The sequence below is a fragment of the Nocardiopsis sp. EMB25 genome, from assembly GCF_026797795.1.
Classification (GTDB): domain Bacteria; phylum Actinomycetota; class Actinomycetes; order Streptosporangiales; family Streptosporangiaceae; genus Nocardiopsis; species Nocardiopsis lucentensis.
In genome coordinates, this window is the sequence record NZ_JAMTDN010000001.1 from 6079039 (window position 1) to 6103524 (window position 24486).

Below are 24486 nucleotides of genomic sequence, written 5' to 3' on the forward strand. Positions count from 1 at the left end.
GGTCCCCGTGTCCGACGAGGTTCTCTACACGGATGAGGACGGCGTCGCCGTCATCACCATCAACCGGCCCGAGGCCAAGAACGCGGTCAACGCCGCCGTCGCCCAGCAGGTCGCCGAGGCGCTCGACGACCTGGACGCCCGCAAGGACCTGAGCGTCGGCGTCATCACCGGCGCGGGCGGCACCTTCTGCGCGGGGATGGACCTGAAGGCGTTCATGAAGGGCGAGCTGCCACTCGTCGAGGGCCGCGGATTCGGCGGGTTCGCCGAGCGCGGACCGAGGAAGCCGCTCATCGCGGCGGTCGAGGGGTTCGCCCTCGCGGGCGGCTTCGAGGCGGTGCTCGCCTGCGACCTGGTGGTCGCCGCCGAGGACGCGAAGTTCGGCATCCCCGAGGTCAAGCGCGGCCTCGTGGCGGGCGCGGGCGGCCTACTCCGCCTCCACCACCGGATCCCGCGCAACATCGCGATGGAGATGGCCCTGACCGGCGACTTCGTCGACGCCACGCGCCTGGCGGAACTCGGCCTGGTCAACCAGGTGACGATCCGCGGCGGCGCCCTGGCCGGGGCCAAGGATCTCGCCGCCCGCATCACCCCGAACGGCCCCTTGGCGCTGAAGGTGTCCAAGGAGGTCATCCAGTCCTCCAATGACTGGTCCGCCGAGGAGATGTGGGACCGGCAGAACGAGCTGGCGGGCCCGGTCTTCGTCAGTCAGGACGCGATGGAGGGCGCGGCGGCCTTCGCTGAGAAGCGCGCCCCCGTCTGGAAGGGCGAGTAGCCCCGACCCGCGTACGCGGCGGCCGTCCCCTCAGGAGGGGCGGCCGCCCTGGGGGGTTTCGTTCGGGCGCCGGCAGGGTGCTGCAAGACGAGGCGAGCCGCGAGCGAGGAACGAGCGTCAGGCGTGGCCGAGGATGAAGCATCCCTGCCTTTGGGGCGCCCGAACCCGGGCCGAAGCGAAGCGGCAGGCCCAGAACGAACACAGTTCGGGCACCGGCAGGGTGCTGCGAGACGAGGCGAGCCGCGAGCGAGGAACGGGCTTGAATCGGACTGCGCCGTAGGCGCCCGTTGAGGGTGGTGGAGGGCGACGGGCGGGCGTAGCCGAGGATGGGGCATCCCTGCCTTCGGGGCGCCCGAACCCGGGCCGAGGCGAAGCGGCAGGCCCAGAACGAACACGGCTAGGGCTCCTCGTACAGCACCGCCGCCGACTCCACCAGGCTCGCGTCGGCCTCCGGGGCCTCGGGCAGGGCGTCGAGCAGGTCGGGTTCCAGCACGGTCGCCATCGAGCGCGAGAACGCATGCGACATGTGGTTGGTGTCGTAGTACGCCAACTGGTTGCCGATGACCCCCGGGCAGAGGCCGTCCGAGCACAAGTACTCGGTCATGTCCACGAAGGCCGTGTTGTCCGGGACGTCCTCCAGCGCGTTGGCCGGTGAGGTGCGCGCCATCGAGTACGACTGCCGCTCCGAGCACTCCGGGGAGCCGGCGCCGTTCCGGTCGACGCATTCGGGCACGTTGAACCCGAACCGCGGGGTGTCGCGGACCGCCACCACGTCGACGCCCAGCTCGTCCAGTTCACGCCAGCGCTCGACGTATCCGTCCGGCACGTGCTCCGGGCGGTCCGCGCCGGTCCGCGTTCGGGTGCCCGTGGTGAACACCGCCTCGGGCCGCAGGTCGCGCAGCTCGGCCATGACATGACCGTTCCACGCGTCGCACTCCTCGAACGCCTCGCCCCGGTAGGTCTGATCCGCCGTGCTGAACTGGCAGGCGTTCTTGGTCATCACGACCAGCCGCCACCCGTGCCGGTCGGCCAGGGTGTCGAGCGCCTGGTACCAGTGGCGGGCGTGCGAACTGCCGACGAGCGCGATCGTGTAGTCGCCCTCCGGGTCCCCGGCCTCGCACCGCACCAGTTCGGTGTCGTCGATGAGCGCGTTGCACGCCCGGGTCTGGTCGATGGTCTCGCGCGCGACCGTGGTCGTGTCGGGGTACACGGGCAGGTCGGGCAGACCCTCGGCCAGCGCGGGGCTCAGGTGGACGCCCGCCCCCGGGTAGGCGGTGGGGTCGGAGGCCAGCTCCAGCCGCAGCTCCTGGTCACGCTGGATCACCTGGCCCCACGCCAGGCCGCCGAGCAACACGGGCACGACGAACAGGACTCCGGCGGCCAGCGACCACGAGGGAGCCGTCCGCGTCCGGGTGAGGCGGGTGAGCCCGCCGTCGACCACCCAGCTCGTGGCGAGCGCGGCCGCGAAGGACAGACCGAGGACGAGCAGCCCGCCACCGAGCGTGGGCCGCTCCGTTCCGGTGACCTCCAGGTAGAACACCAGGACCGGCCAGTGCCACAGGAACAGCGTGAAGGCGTGCCCGCCCAGCCAGGTCAGCGGAGCCCAACCCAGGAGCCGGTTGGCGGACAGCCGCCCGACGTCCGCACCGGCCCCGGCCACGATGACCAGGACCGCCGCGAGGGTCGGCCACAGTGAGGCGAGGCCCGGATAGGGCAGGTGGTCGCTGACGACGAGGCCGCACAGGACCAGTGCGGTCAGTCCGGTCCACCCGGCGGCGCCGCGCATCCGGGAGGACAGGCGGACACGGCCCAGGGTGAGGGCGAGCAGGCCGCCCAGGGCGAGTTCCCACAGGCGGGCACCGGTGTCGAAGTAGGCCCAGACGGGTTCGTTCGCCGTGATCCACAGTGAGTACCCGAACGACCCGGCGAACACGGCGGACAGTGTCATCACCGCGGCCGTGCGGACCCGCGCGCCCAGGGCCGCGGCCACGAGCCCGGCCGCCGTGAGCAGCAGCGGCCACAGCAGATAGAACTGTCCCTGCACACCCAGCGACCAGAAGTGCTGGACGGGGCTGGCGGCACCGTTCTCCGCCATGTAGTCGACCGAGCCCAGCGCGAGGTGCCAGTTCCCGTGGTAGAGCGCGGCGGCCTGGACGTCGGCGATGACGTCGGTCCACCGCGACCGTGGCAGGAGCAGGTAGGCGCCGACCAGGACCGTGCCGAGGACGACCGCGCCCGCCGGGAAGAGACGCCGCACGAGCTTGGCCCAGAACGCCCCGAGCGCGATCCGCCCGTCGCGCTCCAACGCGCGCACCAGGGAGCCCGTGATGAGGAAGCCGGTGAGCACGAGGAAGACGTCCACACCGCCGGAGACCTTGCCGAACCAGATGTGGTAGACGGCGATCAGCAGCGCGGCGACGGCGCGCAGGCCCTCGATGTCGGAACGGCGTCGGCGGGTGGTGGCGGTCGAAGGGGTGGGAACCGTGTCGGTGGCGCGGTTCAGGGCAGGATCGGACACGAGTCAGCCTCGGGTTGGCGGAGGTGGAGGCAGGGGCGGCGGCGCGGCGGAGGGCCTCGGATGGAGCCTGGCGTGGCGCCGGAGCCGTGGCGATGGTCGGCGTCCGGGGGCGCGTGGCCCTGCCGGTCCAGTATCAGCGGGTCCTGTCACTGACCCGTGGGACGCGCGGCGCATGTTGTCGAGTCGAGATGAAATCTGTGTGCACGCGTAGCCGTGGAGGGGGAAATCGGGTGATCCGCCGCACATGAAGTTCCGGGGTTGACACCGAACGCGGAGACATGGGGTACATTCCGGCGTTCACGCCGGTCGAGGTGGAACGGTAGGGGTGGGGCGGTGGAGGAGGGATCGGCGCCGTTGGTGTGACGTCATGTTGACGTGGTGTTTATGTCACATGTGATAGGCCTGGTCACCGTCATGAGTGTCTGTTCGGGTCACCAGTCGTGTGTGGATGTGAACCCGAGAGCCTGAGAGGGCGTCAACTCAGCATCACCGGTGTGACACGCCCTTCCCGGCGGCGCCCGGCTCCCCCGCGCCCTGATCTCGCGCCCGCGGTGTTCGTGCGTTCCCGCCGCCGCACGACGACCCCGAACCATCGTCCACCGTGCCTGGAGTTTCTCCCATGCCCGCGTTCACCCTTCGTGACGTACAGGAACAGACCTACAAGACACGTGATTCGTGGTGGACCGTCTGGTTGGTCGACCCCCTCGCCTCGCGGTTGGTCAGGGCCACCGCGAACCGGACCCGCCTCACCCCGAACCAGCTGACCCTGGCGGCGCTGATCCTGGGCGTGGCGGCGGCGGTCTGCTTCTTCCTCGCCGACTGGTACTGGCTGCTGGCCGGGGCCGTCCTGTTCCACCTGAGCTTCGTCCTGGACTGCATGGACGGCAAGATCGCCCGGCTCAAGGGCAACGGGTCGGTGTTCGGCAGCTGGCTCGACTACGTCTTCGACCGCGTCCGCGTCCTGATCTGCGCCATCGCCCTCATGGGCGGTCAGTTCGCCGAGTCCGGGAACTCGGTCTTCCTCTGGTTCGCCCTGGGCATCGTGTTCACGGACATGTTCCGCTACCTGAACTCGCCGCAGATGGCCAAGGTGCGGACCACGATGCGCAAGCACATGGTCCAGGCCATCCGCGAGGCCGAGGAGGGCGACGGCGAAGGCGGTAGAGAGGTCCGCGAGTTGGCCGCCCGGTTCGAAACGGGCGGAGCCGTCGACGACGCCGACGACGAGGGCGGTGTCTCCGTCGGCGGCGCCGAGCGCGTCGCCGCACCGGAACGGCCGTCCGGCCCCGTCACCCGGACCGCGCCCGCCGACGAGGAGGAAGAGGACCAGGCGGAGCCCACCGTCCTCACCCCGGGGCGCAAGGCGCGCCAGATTCAGAGCACGGCACTCCAGGAGGGCTTCCACCGGCGCTTCCCCTGGTACCGGCGCGTCCGCGACGTCCTGCGGGAGAACCGCATCCGCCCGCACCTGTTCAGCGGCATCGAGTTCCAGATGGGCGTGTTCATCGTCGCTCCGCTGGTCGGCCTGTTCTCCACGACGGGGATGCTCGTGACCATCGCCGTGTCCGGCTTCCTGATGCTCGCCTTCGAGCTGGTGATCATCTACAAGCTGTGGCTGTCCACCCGTGCGTTCACCCGGGTCACCCGCGACATCAACGCGGTGCTGGCCTCGCTCGACCCCCAGGAGCAGCGCCCGGCCGCCTGACCGGGAACACATCCGACGACGACCGTGGGGTCGGCACGCGCGTGCCGACCCCACGGTCGTTTCCCGTGTGGCCCGGGTGACTGGTGGGTCAGCCGGTCCGTGTGCCCGCCGCGCCCTGCCCGGCGGCCGCGCGGGAACGGCCGTCGGGCAGGAACACTCCCAGGCCCCAGTGGATGAGCAGCGCGGACGCGAACCCGACGACCCATCCGTAGTCGGACAGCGGAGCCAGGAACGGGATCAGTCCGTCCTCGGGGAAGGGGCCTTCTCCAGGAGCGGAGTGGGAGCCGCCGACCGCCAAAGCCGCGCCCGCGGTGAAGGCCACCAGCGCCCGCCAGTTCCAGCCGCCCGTGTACCAGTACTCCGAGCGGCGCGTGTACAGCGCGGTCAGGTTCATGCGGGTCCGGCGCAGCAGCCAGTAGTCGGCGACGAGGATGCCGCCCACGGTGCCGAGCACGCCGCCGACCGTGCCGAGCCAGGTGAAGATGTACACGTTCGGGTCCGAGATCAGCCTCCAGGGGAAGATCGCGACGCTGACGACGCACGTGATCACCGCGCCGGTCCGGAAACTGATCAGCCTCGGCTTCAGGTTGGCCAGGTCGTAGGCCGGCCCGACCAGGTTCGCGGCGATGTTGGTCGACACGGTCGCCAGCAGCACCACGAAGATCGCGAACAGCAGCGCGATTCCGTTCGACATCTCCGCGACGATGTCCACCGGGTCCCACAGGGGAGCCCCGTAGACCGCCTGTGTGCCCGCCGTGACCATCACGGCCAGCAGCGCGAACGCCGCCATCGTGGTGGGCAGGCCGAACGTCTGCCCCAGTACCTGGGAGCGCTGGGAGGACGAGAACCGCGTGAAGTCGCTGATGTTGAGGCTCAGCGTCGCCCAGAACCCGATCATCGCCATCAGGGACGGGAAGAACAGCGCCCAGAACTCCGGGCCCCACCCGAGATCGGAGTTGACCGTCAGCAGCGGGCCGAAGCCACCCGCCTGGGCGACCATCCACCCCAGCAGCGCGACACCTCCGACCAGCATGAGCGGGGCCGCCCACACCTGGACCCTGCGCACGCCCTCCATGCCCCACAGGATGATCCCGAGCTGGGCCACCCAGAACAGCCCGAAGGACAGCCACATCGTCCAGGGCTGCCCGCCGACCTCGGCCGCGCCGCTCCAGCCGTCGCCGAACGCGCGGCCCGCGAGGATGTACACGCCCTGGCCGCCGATCCATGTCTGGATGCCGTACCACCCGCATGCCACGGCCCCGCGGATCAGGGCGGGCAGGTTGGCGCCGCGCAGCCCGAACGACGCGCGCGCGAACACGGGGAAGGGGATGCCGTACTTCGCCCCCGCGTGGCCGGTGAGGACCATGGGCACCAGCACGATGAGGTTGCCCAGGGCGATGGTCAGGACCGCCTGCCGCCAGTCCATCCCCACGGCGATCAGGCCGCTGGCGAGGGTCCAGGCGGGCAGGTTCACCGACATGCTCACCCACAGGGCGGTGAAGCTTCCGGTGCCCCAGGTGCGTCGGGACATGGGTACGGGGTGCAGGTCCTCGTTGACGAACGGGCCCTCGGGCAGGTTCTGCCCCTTGGGCATGGACACGCGCCCGTCGGGGTGGGTGACGACGGCGGAGGAGGCGGCGGGTTCGGGTGGGGAAGGAGCGTGGGTCACGTGACACCTGGTTTCGGTGGTGCTGATGGGGGATCGCGAGGTGGGCGGGGACACGGGCACGGCTCGGGACCCGCGTTGGTGGACGGGAGGAATGTTCGGGTTCGTCGCAGGACGCCGATCATCCTCGCACGTCAGGAAGGGGGTTCTGGTGCGCGGATGGTGTGGTGTTCCCCTTGGCCCCATGGGGCGGTACCCGACACCCGTCGCGCCCCGTCCGGCGGTGGGACGCGGCGAGCGGGGGACCGCGGCCTCGGAGCCCGGGCCTCCTGGACCCCCAGCGCCCTGAAGGGCCCCGAAGGGCCCGGGAGGCCCGGCTGCCCGGAAGGCCCCGGGTGGTCCGGGAACCCCGGGTCTCCCGGGGACCTCGGCCACACCCGGAACCCCGGAACCGTTCTGCTCGCACGTCGGACAGTGTGCGAGACGCGTGTTGACTCCGTGTTTCAGGACGGCGTCGCGGTTGCGGACACCACCGGGATCACGTCACGTCCGTAGGCGTCGATGACCCCGTCGACGTCGTCGTGCATCGCGTACACGGCGAACTGGTCCACGCCCGCCTCGCGCAGTCGCTCCAGCTTCGCCAGATGCTCCTCGACCGGGCCGACCAGGCAGAACCGGTCCACGATGGCGTCCGGAACGAACTCGGTGTCCGGGTTGCCCGCCCGCCCGTGGTGGCTGTAGTCGTAGCCCTTCCGTGCGCGGATGTAGTCGGTCAGCTCCTCGGGGACCGCCCCCGAGTGCTCGCCGTACCTCTCCACCAGGTCGGCGACGTGGTTGCCCACCATCCCGCCGAACCACCGGCACTGCTCGCGTCCGTGCGCCAGCCCCTGCGCCGAGCCGTCCGTGACGTAGGCGGGCGCCGCCACGCACACCTTCACCTCGCTCGGGTCCCGACCGGCGTCCGCCGCCGCCGACCGCACCGCCTTGACCATCCACTCGGTCAGGTACGGGTCGGCCAGTTGCAGGATGAACCCGTCGGCTCGGCGCCCCACCAGGTCCAGCGCCTTGGGTCCGTAGGCGCCCATCCACACCGGCAGGGAGCCGTCCCGCACCCACGGGATGCGCATCGACGCCCCGTCGACGTCCGCCTCCCGACCCTCGGCCAGGTCCTTGATCGCCCGCATGGCCTTCTCCAGGCGGGCCAGGGTCGCGGGCTTGCGCCCGGCCACGCGCATCGCCGAGTCGCCGCGCCCGATCCCGCACACCGTCCGGTTGCCGAACATGTCGTTGAGCGTGGCGAAGAGCGAGGCGGTCACCTCCCACGTCCGCGTGCTCGGGTTGGTGACCATCGGTCCGACGACCAGGTTCTCCGTGCGCTCGAGGATCCGGCTGTAGACGACGAAGGGCTCCTGCCACAGCACCACCGAGTCGAAGGTCCACCCGTGGGTGAACCCGAGCCCGTCGGCGCGCGCCATCCGGTCCACCAGCAGGTCGGCGGGCGGATCGGTCTGGAGGACGAGTCCGATGTCCATGCTGTTTCTCCTCCTCAGACCAGGTACTGGCAGGTGGACCGGGGCACGTACCGGCCGTGCCCGGCCTGCCCCAGGTAGTTTCCGTCGTCGACCACGACGCGTCCGCGTGACAGCACCGTCCTGGCCCTGCCGGTGACGCGCCTGCCCTCGTATGCCGAGTAGTCCACGTTCATGTGGTGGGTCTCGGCGGACATGACCTGTTCGGCCCGGGGGTCGTAGACCACGATGTCGGCGTCCGCACCCGGAGCCACCGTCCCCTTCCTCGGATGGAGGCCGAACATGCGGGCGGGCGTGGCGCAGGCGATCTCGATCCACCGCCGCCTGCTGATGTGTCCGTCCACCACCGCCTGGTGCAGCAGGTCCATCCGGTTCTCCACACCCGGCATGCCGTTGGGGATCTTGGAGAAGTCGCCCACGCCCATGTCCTTCTGTCCGGTGAAGCAGAACGGGCAGTGGTCGGTGGAGACCACGGACAGGTCGTTGGTGCGCAGCGCCCGCCACAGGAGCTCCTGGTGCTCCCTGGGGCGCAGCGGCGTGGAGCACACGTACTTGGCGCCCTCGAATCCCGGCTCGGCCAGGTTGTCCGTGGACAGGAAAAGGTACTGCGGGCAGGTCTCGCCGAACACGTTGAGCCCCTTGTCCCGGGCCCGCGCCAGCTCCTCGACCGCCTCGCCCGCCGACACGTGCACGACGTACAGCGGAGCCCCGGCCACCCGGGCGAGTTGGATCGCGCGGTGGGTGGCCTCCGACTCCAGCAGCGCCTTGCGGACCTCGCCGTGGTAGCGCGGGTCGGTCCGGCCCTCGGCCAGGGCCTGCTCCACCAGGACGTCGATGGCGATGCCGTTCTCCGCGTGCATCATCGTCAGCGCGCCGTTGGCGGCGCCGCGCTGCATCGCGCGCAGGATCTGGCCGTCGTCGCTGTAGAAGACGCCCGGGTAGGCCATGAACAGCTTGAACGACGTGACGCCCTCGTCGACGAGGACGTCCATCTCCTTGAGCGAGGACTCGTTGACGTCGGACAGGATGGCGTGGAAGGCGTAGTCGATCGCGCACGCCCCGTCGGCCTTGGCCATCCACGCGTCCACGCCGGAGCGGACGGACTGGCCGGGGCTCTGGATGGCGAAGTCGACGATGGTGGTGGTGCCGCCCCAGGCCGCCGCGCGGGTGCCGGTCTCGAAGGTGTCGGCTGACTGGGTGCCGCCGAACGGCATCTCCATATGGGTGTGGGCGTCCACGCCGCCCGGGATGACGTAGTGGCCGGTGGCGTCGATGACGGCGGCGTCGCCGCGCGCCCAGGTCCCGGCGGCCTCGGTGCCGCGCAGGGCCAGGGCGGCGACCCGTTCTCCCTCGATCAGGACGTCGGCCTCGACCTCCTCGGCCGCGGTGACGACCAGTCCGCCTCGGATGACGGTGCGTCCCATGTCCGTCGCCCCCTATCCCTCGACCAGCGGTCCGTAGGCGTCGGGGCGTCGGTCCCGGTAGAAGGCCCACTGTTGGCGGACCTCGTCGATCATGTCGAGGTCGAGGTCGCGCACGACCAGCTCCGCGTCGGAGTCGGAGGCGACGTCGCCGACGAACTGTCCGCGCGGGTCGACGAAGTAGCTCGTGCCGTAGAAGTCGTTGTCGCCGTACTCCTCGACGCCCACGCGGTTGATCGCGGCCACGAAGTAGGCGTTGGCGACGGCCGACGCGGGCTGTTCGAGCTTCCACAGGTAGGCGGACAGGCCGCGGCTGGTGGCTGAGGGGTTGTACACGATCTGGGCTCCGCCCAGACCGAGCGCGCGCCAGCCCTCGGGGAAGTGGCGGTCGTAGCAGATGTAGACGCCGACCCGGCCGACGGCGGTGTCGAAGACCGGCCAGCCGAGGTTGCCGGGGCGGAAGTAGTACTTCTCCCAGAAGCCCTTGACCTGGGGGATGTGGTGCTTGCGGTACTTGCCGAGGTAGCTGCCGTCAGCGTCGATGACGGCGGCGGTGTTGTAGTAGAAACCGGGTTTTTCGACCTCGAAGACCGGGAGCACCATCACCATGTCGAGTTCCCTGGCCAGGGCCCGGAAACGGGTGATCGTGGGGCCGTCGGGCACGGGTTCGGCCCAGCGGTGGTGTTCGGCCTCCTGTACCTGGCAGAAGTAGGGCGCGTTGAAGACTTCCTGGAACCCGATGACCTTCGCCCCTTGCGCGGCGGCGTCGCGCGCGTACTTCTCGTGGGCGGAGAGCATGGATTCGGTGTCGCCGGTCCACTCGGTCTGGACGAGTGCGGCACGGACGGTGTGCGGCATGGTTCCCTCGCTCCTCGCTGAGCGCCGCCCGGTCCGGGCGGCCAAGAACGCCTGAAGTGTCCGCGTATCGCCTGTTCGCACGGGTGGTGGGAGCAGGTGGCGCGTGCCGTCGCACCTTAGAGAAGAGGGGAATGACCGGTCAACGTCCGACATTCTTGCGGACGTGATTCCATCGTGTTGCGTATATTCGCCAATGTGACGTTAGGGAAGTAATGTCCGTTGTGTGGATGTAGGAATTCGGAGGAAGTGCCAGGTTTGATGCTGATCAAGCCATGAATTTCGGATGTCCCTACATATCCGAAATGGACCTTGTCGCTCTCGTGCGCCCGACCGGCGGTCACCCCCCGCCACGATCGCGGTTCCACGCGTGAGGCCCTCCACCCGGGGGGCGGAGGGCCGTGCGGGGCGTGCGCCACGCGCCGACGTCGGGCGGACCGGGCCGCGTCCGACCGTCCGGTCAGTCGGCCAGGGACACGTAGGTCTCGTTGCCCCCATAGGTCTCGGTGCTCAGGCCCATGTAGCTGATCTCGTCGGCGTCGGGCACGTCGAAGGCGATCGTCACGCTGGAGACGGCGCCGTTCGGGTCCAGGACCTCGTAGATGTCGCCGTTGATCTCCTGGGTGAGGTCGTAGGCCTCCCCGTACTGGGTGCCATCCGCCGTGTACACGTGCTGTTCGTCCATCCAGAACCAGCTGCTGCCCGTACCGGAGGTGTCGGCCACGTCGATCTCGACCACGAGGAACTCGCCGTCCGCCCCGGTGCCGTTCAGTTCGTCGACCACGTCGACGCCGGTGACGGTGAAGGACATGCCGTCGTACTCGAACTCACTGCCGACCGCTTCCATGTCGGAGGGGTCGGGAACGGGGCCCGCGGGCTCCTCCGGCTCCTCCGGCTCCTCGGGCTCCGCCGGCTCCTCCAGACCCGGTTCGTCGGTGTCGGCCGCGCCGCCGGGCTCACGGGCCTCGACGGTCTGCGGGTCCTCGCCGGTGAAGACGACGGAGACCAGGACCACCACGACGACGCCGATGACGAACAGCGCGGCGCAGCCCAGACCGAGGAAGAGCCACGGGGAGGTCTTCTTCGGCTGCTGCTGGCCGTACGGGTTGCCGTAGGGGTCGATCGGCGGGGCGGCGTAGGGGTCACCGTGGGGAGGGGCGCCGTACGGGCCGGTGCCGTGCTGGGCGTACGGGGCGCCCGGCTGGCCGTAGGGGGATCCGCCCTGGTTGTAGGGGTCCCCGCCGTGGCCGTAGGGGTCGTTGCCGTGGCCGTAGGGGTCGCCGGGGGCTCCAGGGATGCCCGCTCCGCCCGGGGGCGGCGGCGGGCCCATGGGCGGCTGGCCGCCGGTGGGCGGACCCATGGGGGGCTGACCGCCGGTGTGGGGCCCCTGCGGGGGCATACCGGGCGGAGGTCCTTGGTAGGGGCCGTTCGAAGGAGGCTGGCTCATGGCGGTCCTGGCTTTCTGCCGTGAGCGGGGCGAGCGCCCGAGCCCGGGGGGTGCTTCCTGCCCGCGGGTCCGGGTCGAGGCGTCGGCCGGGGACGCCCGCGATCAGCGGCTGCTCGTTCTCTGTCGGGTCAGACGCCGACGGGAGCGGATCGGTTCCCGTGACGTGCCTACTGTGGGGTCATGGCACGACTGCTCATCGTTCACCACACCGTCTCGCCCGCCACCCAGGAGATGCTGACGGCGGTCCTCGACGGCGCCCACACCGACGATATCGAAGGAGTGGAGGTACGGACGAAGTCGGCTCTGTCCGCGACCGTCCCTGACCTGCTGGAAGTCGATGCGGTCATACTCGGGACACCCGCCAATATCGGGTACATGTCGGGCGCCCTGAAGTTCTTCTTCGACAACGTCTACTACCCCGCGCAGGGCGACACGGCGGGACTGCCGTACGCGCTCTACGTCCACGGTGACAACGACACGTCGGGGGCGGTGCGCGCGGTCGAGTCGATCGCGAAGGGGATGGGGTGGCGACAGCAGCGGCCGCCACTGTCGGTGACGGGGCGTCCGGACGCCGAGGCGCGGGAGGCGTGCTGGGAACTGGGGGCGGTGATGGCGCTCGCGGCGCTCGGGGAGGCCTGAGACGGCCCGTGGCCCGGGCCGGGGACGGACGGACGGCCTCCGGTACGCCCGACGAGGGGAACAGGTCCCGGACGCATTGCCGCCGGATTCTGGACGGTTCCCGCCACTTTCAACCTATAGCGCACCCGGGGGCTTGCGGCAAGACCCGGGCCGTGCCCCAGAATCGTCGACCGTCGCCGGATCACATGGGGTGCCCGGCCGACATCCGCGCTATTCGATCGGGGGTTCCATGGTTGACGTGATCGTGGTCGGGAGTGGTCCGACCGGCCTGATGCTGGCGAGCGAACTGCGGCTACACGGTGTGCGGGTGGTCGTACTGGAGAGGGAGGCGGAGCCGACCAGCGTCGTCCGCGCGCTCGGCCTGCACGTGCGCAGCATCGAGGTGATGGACCAGCGCGGCCTGCTGGAGCGATTCCTCGAACACGGCCAGAAGTTCACGGTGGGCGGTTTCTTCGCCGGTCTCGGCACCTCCTGGCCCGACCGGCTGGACACCGCGCACTCCTACGTCCTCGGCATCCCGCAGCCCGTCGTCGACCGCCTGCTGGAGGAACGCGCCACCGAGCTCGGCGCCGAGCTCCGGCGCGAACGCGAGCTGGTCGGGTTGAGCCAGGACGACGACGGGGTGACCGCTGAGCTGGCCGACGGCACACGGCTGCGCTCGCGCTACCTGGTCGGCTGCGACGGCGGCCGCAGTACGGTGCGCAAGCTGCTCGGCGTCGGCTTCCCCGGTGAGCCCACCAGGGTCGAGACGCTGCTGGGCGAGATGGAGGTGTCCATGCCGCCCGAAACGGTGGCCGCGACGGTGGCCGAGGTCCGCAAGACGCAGAAGCGGTTCGGCGTCGGGCCCCTCGGGGGCGGGGCGCACCGCGTCGTCGTTCCCGCCGAGGGGGTGACCGAGGACCGTTCGGCCCCACCGACTCTGGAGGAGTTCCGAAAGCGGCTGCGGGCGGTCGCGGGCACCGACTTCGGGGTGCACTCGCCGCGCTGGCTGTCCCGCTTCGGCGACGCCACCCGGCAGGCCGAGCGCTATCGGGTCGGCCGGGTCCTGCTCGCGGGCGACGCGGCGCACGTCCACCCGCCGACCGGCGGGCAGGGGCTCAACCTCGGTATCCAGGACGCGTTCAACCTCGGCTGGAAACTGGCGGCCGAGGTGGGCGGCTGGGCTCCGGAGGGACTGCTGGACAGCTACCACGACGAACGCCACCCGGTGGCCGCCGACGTGCTGGACAACACCCGCGCGCAGATGGAGTTGATGTCCACCGAACCGGGTCCCCAGGCGGTGCGCTGTCTGATGTCGGAGCTGATGGACTTCGAGGAGGTGAACCGGTACCTCATCGAGAAGGTCACCGCGATCGCGGTCAGGTACGACTTCGGTGAGGGGCACGGCCTGCTCGGCGGGCGGATGCGCGACATCGGGCTGAGGCGCGGTCGCCTCTACGAGCTGACGCGCGGCGGGCGCGGACTGCTGCTCGACCGGACCGGACGGCTCTCGGCGGCGGGCTGGGCGGACCGGATCGACCACGTCGTGGACGGAACCGAGGAACTGGACGCGCCCGCCGTGCTGCTGCGGCCGGACGGCCACGTGGCGTGGGTCGGTGAGGACCAGGAGGAACTGGTCGGCCACCTGCCGACGTGGTTCGGCGCCGCCGCCGGATGAGTCCGCGGGTGGCCCCGCCCGGGCGAGGACGGTTCGCTCCGGGCGGGGCGGCCCTGGGAGTCAGCCCACTGCGGCGGACTGGTGGCGGGCGATCTGGGCGTGGAGCTGGGCGAGCGCGTAGGAGGTCACGGTGTCACCGTCGGTGGCCTTCGAGCCCATCTGTTTGCGCACCCACAGCAGGGCGGCGGAGGTCTCCTGGCCATAGGAGCCGTCGACCCCGTACTCGGGCAGGCTGGCGCCCGCGTACGTGAGCATCTGCTGGAGCAGTGTGACGCGGCTGCCGCTGTCGCCGACCTTGAGTCCGAGCATCTCGTCTCCCGATCCTGGAGGGGCCCCGGGGGCCTGGGTGAACGTGCCGTTCTCGACCAGGGCGTAGAGCACACTCCCTGGGCATGAGGTGGATACGAAGTCACGGTGGCCGAGCACCGTCCCGGACACTCCGTGGTCGGACCTCAGCCAGGCGCGCAGCCGGCGGACGCCGTCGATCTGGGCGTCGGTGGGCCGCTCGCCCTCGCCGATCATCAGGGTGACGCTGTAGTAGTTCGCGTTCCCGGAGAAGGTGCCCTGGGCGGCCTGGTACCGGCGCAGCCCCCGGCCCTCGAAGATCCCGCCCTCGACTGAGACGCCGAAGCTGTACCCGATGTCGTCCCACCCGCGGCCGTCGACGTGGTGGCCGCGCGTGTTCTTCCAGTAGGAGACGCACGCGGCGTGGCCGTCGAGATCGGTCGGGGGGCCGTTGTAGTGGACGACGAGACCGGACCGGGGGTCGGCGTAGTCGGCGGGGGAGGAGGCGGACCAGCCGAAATAGGTCCGCGGGTAGTCGATCACGGGTGACCTCCTGCGGGTGTGGTGGAGGGGACTCGCTCAGACAGACCTCTACGCTGGATTACCAGTTGTTCACTGATTGTGCGCTCAATGCGCGGAGAACACCAGACCTTGGGCGGCATGAATCTCGGGATATCGGCTGCGTGGCGCCCTTCCGACGGGGTTCCGGCCTCGGCGCTCCCCGCCCCGTCGCGGCCCGGGGAAGGGGAAAAGGGGCGTGCCCCCGCCCGGAAGTCGGGGGCGGGGGCACGCGGACCGCGGGACCGGCGGGATCAGAGCCGTTCCCAGGCCTCGGTGAGAACCTTGCGCAGGATGCGCTCCATCTCGTCGAAGTGCTCCGGGCCACAGGTCAGCGGCGGCGAGAGCTGGACGACGGGCTCGCCGCGGTCGTCGGCGCGGCAGACCAGGCCGGCCTCGAACAGCGCCTGCGACAGGAAGCCCTTGAGCAGTCGGGCGGACTCCTCGGCGGTGAAGACCTCCTTGGTCTCCTTGTCCTTCACCAGCTCGATGCCGTAGAAGAACCCGTCGCCGCGCACGTCGCCGACGATCGGCAGGTCGAGCAGCTTCTCCAGCGTCGCGCGGAACACCGGGGCGTTCTCACGGACGTTGTCGAGGATGCCCTCCTTCTCGAACAGGTCGATGTTGGCCAGCGCGGCGGCCGCGGCGACCGGGTGTCCGGCGAACGTGATGCCGTGCAGGAAGACGTTGCCCTCCTCCTTGAACGGCTCCATCAGCCGCTCGCGGGCGACCACACCGCCGAGCGGGACGTAACCGCTGGTCGCGCCCTTGGCGAAGGTGATCATGTCGGGCACGTAGCCGTACTTGGTGGCGCCGAAGTACTCGCCGAGGCGGCCGAAGGCGCAGATGACCTCGTCGGAGACCATGAGCACGCCGTAGCGGTCACAGATCTCGCGCACACGCTGGAGGTACCCGGGCGGCGGCGGGAAGCAGCCGCCGGAGTTCTGCACCGGCTCCACGAAGACCGCGGCGATGGTGTCCGGGTCGTTCTGGAGGATCGCGTCCTCGATCTGGTCGGCGGCCCAGCGCCCGAAAGCCTCCGGGTCGTCGCCGTGGACCGGCGCGCGGTAGAAGTCGGTGTTGGGCACCTGGATGGTGCTCGGCACCAGCGGCTCGAACTGGGTCTTGATGCCCTGGAGGCCGGTGATGGACAGCGCGCCCAGGCTGCTGCCGTGGTAGGCGATCTTCCGGCTGATCACCTTGTGCCGGAGCGGCTCACCGATCGCCTTGAAGTACTGGCGGGCGAGCTTCCAGGCGGACTCGACGGCCTCGGAGCCGCTGGTGGTGAAGAACACGCGGTTCAGGTCGCCGGGGGCCAGGTCCGCGATCCGCTCGGCCAGCTCGGCGGCCTTCGGGTGGGCGTAGGTCCAGATGGGGAAGTACGCGAGCTCCCTCGCCTGCTCGGCGATGGCGTCGGCGATCTCCGTGCGGCCGTGCCCGGCCTGGGAGACGAACAGCCCCGCGAGGCCGTCCAGGTACTTCTTGCCGTTCGAGTCGTAGACGTGGACGCCCTCACCGCGGGTGATGACGGGGACGTCGGCATCGTCGTAGGCGGCCATCTCCGTGAAGTGCATCCACAGGTGGTCCTTGGCGGCCCGCTGAACGTCCTGCGGGCTCAGGCTCGCTGCCACTTGGTACTCCCATGATCGCTGGGTAGGTGCGGGGACCGTGTGGAAGGTCGGTCGACCCGTGGGCCCCTGCATGGACCCGCTATAGAAATAGTGGCACGAAGACTGATCTTGTCAAGTATCCGTCGCGAAACCGAACTTTTACAACGGAATCCCTTGAACTTCTGCTGTCCTGATGGCAACGTGATCCATGACACGAAAGCGCGCGCGACGTGCCTGACCAGCCAAGGGAGCAGACGTGACACAGGGGACCGATCTCGACCACCTCCGGAACTTCGTCGACGGGAAGTACGTCGACACGATCGACGGAATCCGCAGTGACATCGTCGACCCGGCCACGGGCAAGGTCTTCGCCACGGCTCCCGTGTCCTCCGCCGCCGACGTCGACCACGCCTTCAAGGTCGCCCAGCGGGCCTTCGAGGACGGGTGGCGCGACACCACGCCGGCCGAGCGGCAGATCGCCCTCAACAAGTTCGCCGACGCGGTCGAGGCCCGCGCGGACGAGCTGGTCGAGGCCGAGGTGCGCAACTGCGGCAAGCCCGTCGCGCTGACCAAGAGCGAGGAGATCGCCCAGGTCCTGGACGCGCTCCGGTTCTTCGCCGGTGCCGCGCGCAACCTGGAGGGCCGCGCCGCGGGCGAGTACATGGCCGACCACACCTCGTGGATCCGCCGCGAGCCCATCGGCGTCGTCGGCCAGATCTCCCCGTGGAACTACCCCATGGCGATGGCCGCCTGGAAGATCGGCCCCGCGCTGGCCGCGGGCAACACCATCGTGCTCAAGCCCTCGGACACCACCCCGGTCTCCACACTGCTGCTCGCCGAGATCGCGTCCGAGTTCCTCCCCGCGGGCGTGTTCAACGTGATCTGCGGTGACCGCGACACCGGTCGCGCGCTCGTCGACCACAAGATCCCGCAGCTGATCTCACTGACCGGCTCCACCCGCGCCGGGCTCGAGGTGGCCCAGGCCGGTTCCCGCGACCTCAAGCGCCTCCACCTGGAGCTGGGCGGCAAGGCACCCGTCATCGTCTTCGACGACGCCGACATCGAGCGGACCGCCGCCGGGATCGCCGAGGCCGGCTTCTTCAACGCGGGCCAGGACTGCACCGCGGCCACCCGCGTCCTCGTCGCGCCGGGTGTCCACGACGACTTCGCCGCCGCGTTGGCCGAGCAGGCCCGAGGCACCGTGACCGGCCCGCCGAGCAACGCCGACGCCCTGTTCGGACCCGTCAACAACGCCAACCAGCTCGCCCGGGTCAGCGGCTTCCTGGAGCGCACCCCGGACCACGCGGAGATCCTCGCCGGCGGCGAACGGGTCGGCGACGAGGGCTTCTTCTACGCCCCGACCGTCGTGTCCGGCCTCAAGCAGGGCGACGAGCTGGTGACCGACGAGATCTTCGGCCCGGTCATCACCGTGCAGCGGTTCACCGACGAGGACACCGCCGTCCGGTGGGCCAACTCCGTCGAGTACGGCCTGGCCTCCAGTGTCTGGACCAGGGACCACGCCCGGGCGCTGCGCGTCTCGCGCCGCCTGGACTTCGGCTGTGTGTGGATCAACACCCACATCCCGATCACCGCGGAGATGCCGCACGGCGGCTTCAAGCACTCCGGCTACGGCAAGGACCTGTCGATGTACTCCTTCGACGAGTACACGCGGATCAAGCACGTCATGAGCTACATCGGTGACTGACCCGACACCCGACCCGGCGGCCGACCCGGACCGCGACCACGCGGCCGGGCGGCCCGACCGGCATTCCCCTGGAACGCGAGCTGATAGGAACCACCCCGCCATGGCAACAAGCACCACCACGTCCGCGCCCGAGGCGGCGGTCGAGCCGCCAGCCCAGACGGGGGAACCCGCCATCAGCCTGGAGGACGTGACCAAGTCCTTCCGTTCGGGGTCGGAGACGGTCACGGCCGTGACCGGGGTCGACCTGACCATCGGCACGGGGGAGTTCTTCTCACTGCTCGGCCCCTCGGGGTGCGGCAAGACCACGACCATGCGCATGATCGCCGGGTTCGAGGAGCCGACCTCCGGCACCGTCCGGCTCGACGGCCGCGACGTCACCGGGGTCCCCGCCAACCACCGCGACGTCAACATGGTCTTCCAGAGCTACGCGCTCTTCCCGCACATGAACATCGCCGACAATGTCGCGTTCGGGCTCCGGCGACGCGGGGTCGCCAAGGCCGAGATCCGCACCCGCGTCGCGGACATGCTCGACCTCGTCGAGCTGGGCCACCGGGCCAAGCACCGGCCCTCCCAGCTCTCCGGCGGTCAACAGCAGCGGGTCGCGCTGGCCCGGGCCCTGGTCAACCAGCCCGGAGCGCTCCTGCTCGACGAGCCCCTGGGCGCCCTGGACCTCAAGCTCCGCCAGTCCATGCAGGTCGAGCTCAAGCGCATCCAGCGCGAGGTCGGCATCACCTTCGTCTACGTCACCCACGACCAGGGCGAGGCGCTGACCATGTCGGACCGCATCGCGGTGATGAACCACGGCCGGGTCGAGCAGCTGGGCACTCCCGCGGAGATCTACGAACGCCCCGCCACCCGCTTCGTCGCCGACTTCATCGGGACCAGCAACCTGCTCACGGGTGTGGTCCGGGACCGCTCCGGCGGGGAGCCCTGGCGGGTCGAGGTGGGCGACGGCGCCACCGCCCTGGCCGCCGAGTTGCCGGACACGGCGGAGGCGGGCGGCGAGGTCCACCTGACCGTTCGCCCGGAGAAGGTCCACATCGGTGTGGCGGAGCCCGAGGGAGCGGTCAGCCGCGTGCCCGGGACGGTCACCGAGACCGTCTACCTCGGTTCGGCCACGCACTACCAGGTCGACATCGGTTCGGACCAGCAGGTCACGGTCTTCCAGCAGAACGCCTCGGGATCGGGTCTGGTCGCCGAACGGGGCGAACGGGTGTGGCTGTCCTGGCTGCCCGAGCACTCCTACGCGCTGTCCGACTGACCGACCCCGACCGGGTCCGCGGACACCGCTCCGGACCGGCCCGGTCCCCAAGCCGCATCCCCCGATCAGAAGCAGGGAATTCGACATGAACCACCGTCCTCGCCTGAACCCAGACCCTTCGCTCCTGCGCGGTCTGACCCGCCGCCGACAGCGAGGCTCCCTCGCCGTGCCCGGCATCAGCCGTCGCAGCACCCTTCAGGCGGGCGGCGTGGCCGCCGCCGCGCTCGCCCTGTCCGCCTGCGGGGTCGGCGGCCAGCAGCGCGACGCTGAGCCCGTCGAGGACTACTGGGGTGACAAGGAGCGGACCGGCTCCCTGCGGTTCGCCAACTGGCCGCTGTACATGGACTCCGAGCGCACGCAGCTCCAGCAGTTCACCGAGGCCACCGGGATCGAGGTGGACTACAAGGAGGACGTGCAGGAGGCGGCACCGTTCTTCGGGCAGATCCAGCCCAAGCTCGCCAACGGCGACGACACCGGCTACGACCTGATCGTGTTGCCCAACGGTTTCGAGCTGGCCAAGCTGATCGAGCTCGGCTACCTCGCGCAGTTGGACCACACCCGGTTGAACAACTACGCCGACTACGCGGGTGAGATCTACAAGAACACCGCCTACGACCCCGGCAACAAGTACACGGTCCCCTACACCTCGGGCATCACCGGCATCGCCTACAACCCGGAGTACGTCGACCGGGAGATCACGAGTATCGCCGACCTGTGGGACCCGGCGTTCGAGGGCAAGGTCGGCATGATGGCCGACGCCCAGGAGATCGCCAACTTCGGTCTGCTCAAGAACGGCGTCAACCCGGCCGACTCCACCCGGGAGGACTGGGAGGCCGCGGCCGAGGCCCTGCGCGAGCAGCGCGACGCCGGGATCGTGCGCGCCTACTACGGCCAGGACTTCATCCAGCCGCTGACCAACGGCGACCTGTGGATGACCATGGCCTGGTCGGGCGACATCTACCAGCAGAACGCCGAAGAGGGCACGAACCTCAAGTTCGTCGTCCCCGACGAGGGCGCCACGATCTGGACCGACTGCATGATGATCCCCTACACCTCGCAGGCGCCGGTCGACGCGATCGAGCTGATGAACTTCCTCTACGAGCCGGAGATCGCCGCCGGACTCACCGAGTACATCGCCTACATCACCCCGGTTCCCTACGTCCAGGAGGTCATGGGGGAGTGGGCCGACGCCGAGGGTGACAGCGAGCGCGGCCAGGCGCTCAGGGAGATGGCCGAGAGCTCGCTCGTCTTCCCGACCGAGGCCGAGTACCAGCGGCTGCACAACTACGTGAACCTGGCCGCCGAGGACCAGGAGGGGTTCGCGTCCCTCTTCCACGCCATCACACAGAGCTGACCGCCATGAGCAACCGAAAGACCACTCCCTACGTGCTGGTGCTGCCGGCCTGGGTCTGGCTGGCCATGTTCTTCGTCGTGCCCATCGGCGGGATGCTGTCGCTGTCGCTGACCACGGGCAACGTGGTCACCGGCTTCCAGCAGACCTTCGAGGTGGGCAACTACGTCGAGGCCGTCGCCACCTACTGGGAGCAGATCGTCCGCTCCCTGTTCTACGGGGGCTGCGCCACACTGCTGTGCATCGCCATCGGCTACCCGATGGCCTACTGGATCGCGTTCCGGGGCGGGGCGCACAAGTCCACGTACCTGCTGCTCATCCTGCTGCCGTTCTTCGTGTCGTTCGTGCTGCGGACCATCTCCTGGCGGTTCCTGCTCGCCGACAACGGCGTCGTGTTGGGCACCCTGAAGTCAGTCGGGCTGCTCCCGTCCGACGCGGCCGTCCTCAACTCCTCGCCCGCCGTGATCCTGGGCCTGGCCTACAACTTCCTGCCGTTCATGGTCCTACCGATCTACGCCGTTCTGGAGCGCATGGACCCGCGCATGGTGGAGGCCGCCCACGACCTGTACGCGGGCCGGGTCCAGGCCTTCCTACGGGTGATCCTGCCGGTGTCCCTGCCCGGGGTGTTCGCCGGTGTGCTGATGACCTTCATCCCGACCAGTTCCGACTACGTCAACTCGTCGGTCCTGGGCGGCACGCACAACACGATGATCGGCAACGTCATCCAGACCCAGTACCTGGTCAACAACAACTACCCGATCGCCTCGGCGATCACCTTCGTCCTCATGGGGCTCCTGCTGGTCGGCATCTTCAGCTACGCGCGGGCCCTGGGAACCGAGCGGGTCATGGAGGTGCACACGTGAGCACCGGAGTCCACACACCCACCGAGCCCGCCCCGCAAACCCCGGAGAACACGGGGGCCGTGAAGCGGTCCGCGCGCCCGCGACGACGGATCGACTGGGGGCGCGTCTACACGATCGCGGTCCTGGCCTGGCTGTTCCTGCCGATCCTGTTCATGGCCGCGTTCAGCTTCAACGACCCGGCCGGGCGACACAACGTCACCTGGCAGGGGTTCACGTTCCGCTGGTACCAGGACGCGCTCGCCTACCCCGACCTGAACCAGGCGATGTTCAACTCGGTGAGCATCGCGCTCCTGACGATGGTCATCTCCGGGGCGCTCGGCACCCTCCTCGGCCTGGCGCTGGGCCGCTTCACCTTCCGGGGCAAGCAGCTCACCAACCTGGTGATGTTCTCCGCGATCAGCGCGCCCGAGGTGGTCATCGGCGCCGCCCTGCTGTCCACGTTCCTGATGATGAACATCACCACGGGCTACTGGACGACGGTCGTCTCGCACGTGATGTTCTGCGTGTCCTTCGTCGCCATCACGGTCCGGGCGCGCGTCATCACGCTGGACCCGCGGCTGGAGGAGGCCGCACGCGACCTGGGCGCCGGACCGTTCACCACGTTCCGGCTGGTCACCCTGCCGATGCTGTTCCCGGCGGTGATGTCGGGCGGGCTGCTGGCCTTCGCACTGTCGATCGACGACTACATCATCACCTCGTTCGTCAGCGGTGACGTGACGACCTTCCCCCTGTGGATCTGGGGCACCACCCGCGTCGGTATCCCGCCGCAGGTCAACGTCATGGGCACGCTGCTGTTCCTGGTGGGTGTGGTTCTCGCGGTGGTGAACGTCATCAGCAGCAGACGCAGGAGGTGAGCGGTCGGGACGTCTCCGCGGGGACGTCCCGACGCCACCGAGCCACACCGACCCCGCGCGGCGGCGTCCCCGCGGATCCCGGATCCCGGGTGTGTCGTACGTGCGGTGGGGGAGGCGTTCCGGCACCATCCGTCCATGCCGGACCACCTCCCCCTTTCCCCGGACAGGGGATCCGTGCCCGCCGGACGTCGGCGGACACGGTCACGAGAAAGCGGAGTGATAACCCATGGCCGACGGAGCGACCGCGCGAGCGGAGAGGGCGTTGAAGGGCGCCCGCCCGAAGGTCTTCTGGCTGGACCCCGAGATCGAGGGCCACGACGTGCCCGAACCCGCACCGTCCCTGACCGGGGACGTCCACGCCGACCTCGTCGTGGTCGGCGGCGGGTTCAGCGGACTGTGGACCGCGCTCCTCGCCAAGGAGCGCGACCCCGACCGTGACGTGGTGCTGGTGGAGGCGAGGACCGCCGGGTGGGCGGCCTCCGGGCGCAACGGCGGGTTCTGCGCGGCCAGCCTCACCCACGGGTACGACAACGGCGCCGAGCGCTGGCCCGAGGAGGTCGGCGAACTGGAGCGGCAGGGACGCGCCAACCTCGACGGGATCGAGGAGGCGGTCCGGCGGTACGGGATCGAGTGCGAGTTCGAGCGCACCGGGGAGATCCTCGTGGCCACCGCGCCCTGGCAGGCGGAGGGCTTCGAGGAGTCCGCGGCGGCCATGCACGAGCTGGGGTACGAGGCCCACGTGTGGGACGCCGAGCGGATGCGTCAGGAGGTGGATTCGCCCACCTATGTCGGCGCGCTGTACGAGCCCGACGCGGTCGCCATGGTGCACCCGGCCAAGCTCGCCTGGGGGCTGCGGGCCACGTGCCAGGAGCTGGGCGTGCGGATCTTCGAGAACACGCCCGTGCGGGCGATCCGGTCCACGCACTCCGGGCTCCGCTTGGAGACCAGTGCCGGGGCCCTGCACGCGCAGAAGGTCGCGTGGGGCACAGGGGCCTTCCCAGGGCCGCTGCGCCGCCTGAGGCACTACCTGGCTCCGGTGTACGACTACGCCCTGATGACCGAGCCGCTCAGCGACGAGCAGATGGCGTCGATCGGGTGGAAGGGCCGCCAGGGCGTCGGCGACGCCTCGAACTTCTTCCACTACTACCGTCTGACCTCGGACAACCGCATCCTGTGGGGCGGCTACGACGTCGTGCACCACTACGGCGGCAAGGTGCGCCCCGAGTTCGACCAGCGGCCGGAGACCTTCCAGAAGCTCGCCGAGCACTTCTTCGAGAACTTCCCGCAGCTGGAGGGCGTGCGGTTCACGCACACCTGGGGCGGGGTGATCGACACGTGCAGCCGGTTCTCCGGGTTCTTCGGCACCGCGCACAAGGGACGCCTGGCCTACGCGGCCGGGTACACCGGCCTCGGCGTCGGGGCGACGCGCTTCGGCGCGCAGGTGATGCTCGACAAGCTCGACGGCCTGGACACCGAGCGCACCCGGCTGCGGATGGTGCGGGAGAAGCCGCTGCCGTTCCCGCCGGAGCCGGTGCGGTCGCTGGGGATCGAGCTGACGCTGCGGGCGACGGCCGCCGCCGACCGCAACGACGGAAAACGCAACCTCTGGCTGCGGACCCTGGACGCGATGGGTCTGGGCTTCGACAGCTAGGCAGTGCCTTTTGGGGCCCGCCGCTTCGGACCGGGTTCGGGCGCCCCGGGGCGCATGCTTCGAACACGAGGACCCCGGGTCCGGGGGAGTGAGGGCTCCCGGACCCGGACGGGTGCGGCCCGGGTCGACGATCGGCCCGGGCCGCGACGCGTCGGGCGTCCGGCGGCGCGGTGCCGCCGACCCTCGTACCCAGACGAAG

General features: G+C 70.0%; 18 protein-coding genes. 10 read left to right on the forward strand and 8 right to left on the reverse strand.

What is annotated here, in order from left to right:
* Positions 1–7: 7 nt before the first annotated feature.
* A complete protein-coding gene (locus tag KIK06_RS27165) occupies positions 8–772 on the forward strand; it encodes a crotonase/enoyl-CoA hydratase family protein (protein WP_268645608.1) in 765 nt (254 codons plus the stop codon).
* Between the two features lie 397 nt (positions 773–1169).
* Here the strand turns inward: KIK06_RS27165 and KIK06_RS27170 are convergent, their stop codons facing one another.
* Positions 1170–3290 (reverse strand): acyltransferase family protein, encoded by a 2121-nt coding sequence (locus KIK06_RS27170; RefSeq protein WP_268645609.1) that lies wholly within the window; start codon positions 3288–3290, stop codon positions 1170–1172.
* A gap of 619 nt (positions 3291–3909) precedes the next feature.
* Here KIK06_RS27170 and KIK06_RS27175 point away from each other — a divergent pair.
* Positions 3910–4995, forward strand: coding sequence for a CDP-alcohol phosphatidyltransferase family protein (locus KIK06_RS27175; RefSeq protein WP_268645610.1), 1086 nt, complete (start codon positions 3910–3912; stop codon positions 4993–4995).
* Between the two features lie 88 nt (positions 4996–5083).
* Here the strand turns inward: KIK06_RS27175 and KIK06_RS27180 are convergent, their stop codons facing one another.
* From KIK06_RS27180 to KIK06_RS29295, 5 genes are all read right to left on the reverse strand, one after another.
* Positions 5084–6664: an NCS1 family nucleobase:cation symporter-1 gene (locus tag KIK06_RS27180; protein ID WP_017598596.1), complete on the reverse strand. Its 1581-nt coding sequence runs from the start codon at positions 6662–6664 to the stop codon at positions 5084–5086.
* Positions 6665–7104: 440 nt separating this feature from the next.
* The gene (locus KIK06_RS27185) at positions 7105–8133 is read right to left on the reverse strand and encodes a TIGR03842 family LLM class F420-dependent oxidoreductase (RefSeq protein WP_268645611.1); all 1029 of its coding nucleotides are present in this window, start codon (positions 8131–8133) and stop codon (positions 7105–7107) included.
* 14 nt (positions 8134–8147) lie between these two features.
* A complete protein-coding gene (hydA, locus tag KIK06_RS27190; RefSeq protein ID WP_017598598.1) occupies positions 8148–9554 on the reverse strand; it encodes a dihydropyrimidinase in 1407 nt (468 codons plus the stop codon).
* 12 nt (positions 9555–9566) lie between these two features.
* On the reverse strand, positions 9567–10409 hold the full coding sequence (locus KIK06_RS27195; RefSeq protein WP_268645612.1) for a nitrilase-related carbon-nitrogen hydrolase: 843 nt from the start codon (positions 10407–10409) through the stop codon (positions 9567–9569).
* Between the two features lie 457 nt (positions 10410–10866).
* Positions 10867–11853 carry a hypothetical protein gene (locus KIK06_RS29295; protein ID WP_327084670.1) on the reverse strand — a complete coding sequence of 329 codons (987 nt, stop codon included), beginning with the start codon at positions 11851–11853 and terminating at the stop codon, positions 10867–10869.
* Positions 11854–12033: 180 nt separating this feature from the next.
* Between KIK06_RS29295 and KIK06_RS27205 the strand changes: the two genes are divergently transcribed.
* Both KIK06_RS27205 and rox read left to right on the forward strand, forming a co-directional pair.
* Positions 12034–12492, forward strand: coding sequence for a flavodoxin family protein (locus KIK06_RS27205; RefSeq protein ID WP_268645613.1), 459 nt, complete (start codon positions 12034–12036; stop codon positions 12490–12492).
* A gap of 229 nt (positions 12493–12721) precedes the next feature.
* Positions 12722–14149 (forward strand): rifampin monooxygenase, encoded by a 1428-nt coding sequence (gene rox, locus KIK06_RS27210; RefSeq protein WP_268645614.1) that lies wholly within the window; start codon positions 12722–12724, stop codon positions 14147–14149.
* 60 nt (positions 14150–14209) lie between these two features.
* Here the strand turns inward: rox and KIK06_RS27215 are convergent, their stop codons facing one another.
* Both KIK06_RS27215 and KIK06_RS27220 read right to left on the reverse strand, forming a co-directional pair.
* Positions 14210–14977, reverse strand: coding sequence for a peptidoglycan recognition protein family protein (locus tag KIK06_RS27215; protein WP_017598603.1), 768 nt, complete (start codon positions 14975–14977; stop codon positions 14210–14212).
* 269 nt (positions 14978–15246) lie between these two features.
* Positions 15247–16623, reverse strand: a complete 1377-nt coding sequence (locus KIK06_RS27220; protein ID WP_017598604.1) for an aspartate aminotransferase family protein — start codon at positions 16621–16623, stop codon at positions 15247–15249.
* A gap of 235 nt (positions 16624–16858) precedes the next feature.
* On the opposite strand from KIK06_RS27220, the gene KIK06_RS27225 reads away from it, so the two are divergent.
* The 6 genes from KIK06_RS27225 to KIK06_RS27250 all read left to right on the forward strand — a co-directional run bounded on the left by KIK06_RS27225 (position 16859) and on the right by KIK06_RS27250 (position 24287).
* Positions 16859–18307, forward strand: coding sequence for a gamma-aminobutyraldehyde dehydrogenase (locus KIK06_RS27225; protein WP_017598605.1), 1449 nt, complete (start codon positions 16859–16861; stop codon positions 18305–18307).
* A 100-nt stretch (positions 18308–18407) separates the two neighbouring features.
* Complete coding sequence (locus KIK06_RS27230; protein ID WP_268645615.1) at positions 18408–19568, forward strand: ABC transporter ATP-binding protein; 1161 nt, start codon at positions 18408–18410, stop codon at positions 19566–19568.
* A gap of 85 nt (positions 19569–19653) precedes the next feature.
* Complete coding sequence (locus KIK06_RS27235) at positions 19654–20922, forward strand: ABC transporter substrate-binding protein (protein ID WP_026127597.1); 1269 nt, start codon at positions 19654–19656, stop codon at positions 20920–20922.
* Between the two features lie 5 nt (positions 20923–20927).
* The gene (locus tag KIK06_RS27240; protein WP_017598608.1) at positions 20928–21782 is read left to right on the forward strand and encodes an ABC transporter permease; all 855 of its coding nucleotides are present in this window, start codon (positions 20928–20930) and stop codon (positions 21780–21782) included.
* A complete protein-coding gene (locus KIK06_RS27245) occupies positions 21779–22636 on the forward strand; it encodes an ABC transporter permease (protein ID WP_017598609.1) in 858 nt (285 codons plus the stop codon). Before KIK06_RS27240 ends, KIK06_RS27245 begins: the two co-directional genes overlap by 4 nt.
* Positions 22637–22862: 226 nt before the next feature.
* Complete coding sequence (locus tag KIK06_RS27250; RefSeq protein ID WP_017598610.1) at positions 22863–24287, forward strand: NAD(P)/FAD-dependent oxidoreductase; 1425 nt, start codon at positions 22863–22865, stop codon at positions 24285–24287.
* Positions 24288–24486 lie beyond the last annotated feature (199 nt).

Excerpts from the sequence above, each read along its gene's own strand:
- KIK06_RS27175 (WP_268645610.1), top strand. The coding sequence starts at position 3,910 with ATGCCCGCGTTCACCCTTCGTGACGTACAGGAACAGACCTACAAGACA.
- KIK06_RS27235 (WP_026127597.1), top strand. The coding sequence starts at position 19,654 with ATGAACCACCGTCCTCGCCTGAACCCAGACCCTTCGCTCCTGCGCGGT.
- KIK06_RS29295 (WP_327084670.1), bottom strand. The coding sequence starts at position 11,853 with ATGAGCCAGCCTCCTTCGAACGGCCCCTACCAAGGACCTCCGCCCGGT.
- KIK06_RS27240 (WP_017598608.1), top strand. The coding sequence starts at position 20,928 with ATGAGCAACCGAAAGACCACTCCCTACGTGCTGGTGCTGCCGGCCTGG.
- KIK06_RS27205 (WP_268645613.1), top strand. The coding sequence starts at position 12,034 with ATGGCACGACTGCTCATCGTTCACCACACCGTCTCGCCCGCCACCCAG.
- rox (WP_268645614.1), top strand. The coding sequence starts at position 12,722 with ATGGTTGACGTGATCGTGGTCGGGAGTGGTCCGACCGGCCTGATGCTG.
- KIK06_RS27195 (WP_268645612.1), bottom strand. The coding sequence starts at position 10,409 with ATGCCGCACACCGTCCGTGCCGCACTCGTCCAGACCGAGTGGACCGGC.
- KIK06_RS27230 (WP_268645615.1), top strand. The coding sequence starts at position 18,408 with ATGGCAACAAGCACCACCACGTCCGCGCCCGAGGCGGCGGTCGAGCCG.
- hydA (WP_017598598.1), bottom strand. The coding sequence starts at position 9,554 with ATGGGACGCACCGTCATCCGAGGCGGACTGGTCGTCACCGCGGCCGAG.
- KIK06_RS27250 (WP_017598610.1), top strand. The coding sequence starts at position 22,863 with ATGGCCGACGGAGCGACCGCGCGAGCGGAGAGGGCGTTGAAGGGCGCC.
- KIK06_RS27185 (WP_268645611.1), bottom strand. The coding sequence starts at position 8,133 with ATGGACATCGGACTCGTCCTCCAGACCGATCCGCCCGCCGACCTGCTG.